Annotated in this window: 2 tRNA genes and 1 rRNA gene; all 3 read right to left on the reverse strand. The window is 48.9% G+C overall.

The window, feature by feature from the left end:
• A 23S ribosomal RNA gene (locus ACP7AD_RS06980) occupies positions 1-1816 on the reverse strand; the annotation flags it as partial.
• Between the two features lie 367 nt (positions 1817-2183).
• Positions 2184-2259, reverse strand: a tRNA-Ala gene (locus ACP7AD_RS06985).
• 46 nt (positions 2260-2305) lie between these two features.
• A tRNA-Ile gene (locus tag ACP7AD_RS06990) sits at positions 2306-2382 on the reverse strand.
• Between the last annotated feature and the right edge of the window lie 118 nt (positions 2383-2500).

The raw sequence follows: 2500 nt of genomic DNA on the forward strand, positions 1-2500 counted from the left end.
GCGACACACTGTGGGCGATCTCGGGCCTGTTCCTCAAAAGTCCCTGGCGCTGGCCCGAACTGAGCCACCGATTTTTTGCAACCTCGTTTAGCTCCGGGAGTAAATCCCTTCACTGACTAGAGGCACACCTTCTTCCGAAGTTACGGTGTCAATTTGCCGAGTTCCTTCTCCTGAGTTCTCTCAAGCGCCTTAGAATACTCATCTCGCGCACCAGTGTCGGTTTGCGGTACGGTCGTGTGTAGCTGAAGCTTAGTGGCTTTTCCTGGAAGCAGGGTATCACTCACTTCGGCTGCAAGCAGCCTCGTTATCACCCCTCATCTAAGCCCGGCGGATTTACCTACCAGGCACGACTACAGGCTTGAACCAACATATCCAACAGTTGGCTGAGCTAACCTTCTCCGTCCCCACATCGCACTACACATCGGTACAGGAATATTGACCTGTTTCCCATCAGCTACGCATCTCTGCCTCGCCTTAGGGGCCGACTCACTCTACGCCGATGAACGTTGCGTAGAAAACCTTGCGCTTACGGCGAGGGGGCTTTTCACCCCCTTTAACGCTACTCATGTCAGCATTCGCACTTCTGATACCTCCAGCAGGGTTTACACCGCCACCTTCACAGGCTTACAGAACGCTCTCCTACCACGTGCAATAAATTGCACATCCGCAGCTTCGGTAACTGGCTTAGCCCCGTTACATCTTCCGCGCAGGACGACTCGATCAGTGAGCTATTACGCTTTCTTTAAATGATGGCTGCTTCTAAGCCAACATCCTGACTGTTATAGCCTTCCCACTTCGTTTCCCACTTAGCCAATTTTAGGGACCTTAGCTGGCGGTCTGGGTTGTTTCCCTCTTGAGTCCGGACGTTAGCACCCGGTGCTCTGTCTCCCAAGCTGTACTCATCGGTATTCGGAGTTTGCCTTGGTTTGGTAAGTCGCCATGACCCCCTAGCCAAAACAGTGCTCTACCCCCGATGGTAATACTTGAGGCACTACCTAAATAGTTTTCGGAGAGAACCAGCTATTTCCAAGTTTGTTTAGCCTTTCACCCCTATCCACAGCTCATCCCCTAGTTTTGCAACACTAGTGGGTTCGGACCTCCAGTGCATGTTACTGCACCTTCATCCTGGCCATGGATAGCTCACTTGGTTTCGGGTCTACACCCAGCGACTGTTCGCCCTATTCGGACTCGATTTCTCTACGGCTTCCCTATTCGGTTAACCTTGCCACTGAATGTAAGTCGCTGACCCATTATACAAAAGGTACGCAGTCACCCGTTTCCAGGCTCCTACTTTTTGTAAGCACACGGTTTCAGGATCTATTTCACTCCCCTCCCGGGGTTCTTTTCGCCTTTCCCTCACGGTACTAGTTCACTATCGGTCAATGATGAGTATTTAGCCTTGGAGGATGGTCCCCCCATATTCAGACAGGATTTCTCGTGTCCCGCCCTACTTTTCGCACGCTCAGTACCACAGGTCTCTTTTTGCATACGGGGCTATCACCCGCTATGGCCAGCCTTTCCATGCTGCTTTGCTAAGAGTCCTGATATCACGTGCAGGCTTTTCCGATTTCGCTCGCCACTACTTTCGGAATCTCGGTTGATGTCTTTTCCTCGAGCTACTGAGATGTTTCAGTTCACCCGGTTCGCCTCGCATACCTATGTATTCAGTATGCGATACCTTTCGGTGGGTTTCCCCATTCAGAAATCTCCGGATCAAAGCTAATTTGCCAGCTCCCCGAAGCTTATCGCAGGCTATCACGTCTTTCGTCGCCTATCATTGCCAAGGCATCCACCATGTGCTCTTATTCACTTGACCCTATAACTTTGATTTCTCAAAATTATTTTCAAGGAATGTCTGTCAGGTCTTTCACCTGACGCGTTATGCCGTATTCTTTCAATCCGATTTAATTTGCACTTTCATGCATTTCCGCTCGAAATCAAAAGTTCATTTTGACGCAATCAAAATTTCTCTAAATTATGCTGCTGGTGGCACGGTCCGCACTAAACCTTTACGAATGTGCGGTTTCCACCAGCAGCGCTGATTTAACTCTATGAATTTTTAAAGAACAGCCAATAATCAATCAAAATGAATAAACAAATCAATCAACACAAAGCACTCTCCAAGAGAATGCTTTGCATTAATGAATTTCGCATCCAACACTTTCGCGATGGACCTTGATAAGTGGTGGAGGATGACGGGATCGAACCGACGACCCCCTGCTTGCAAAGCAGGTGCTCTCCCAGCTGAGCTAATCCCCCAGGATCGGAACCTTTTAAAATTCCCTGAAATTCCTCAAACCTGATTTGGTGGGTCTGGTTGGACTCGAACCAACGACCCCTGCGTTATCAACACAGTGCTCTAACCAGCTGAGCTACAGACCCTCGCAATTCAATAAAGAACCTCTGGAAGGCAGCACCAATTAGATTAATAAATTTAATTGAAAGCCAACGCTGTTGTTTGAAACAACAGCCGATAAGAATGGGCGTAAGAAGCGCAAAA

The organism is Polaromonas sp. DSP2-3-2b2 (assembly GCF_049895905.1).
GTDB lineage: Bacteria > Pseudomonadota > Gammaproteobacteria > Burkholderiales > Burkholderiaceae_C > Polaromonas.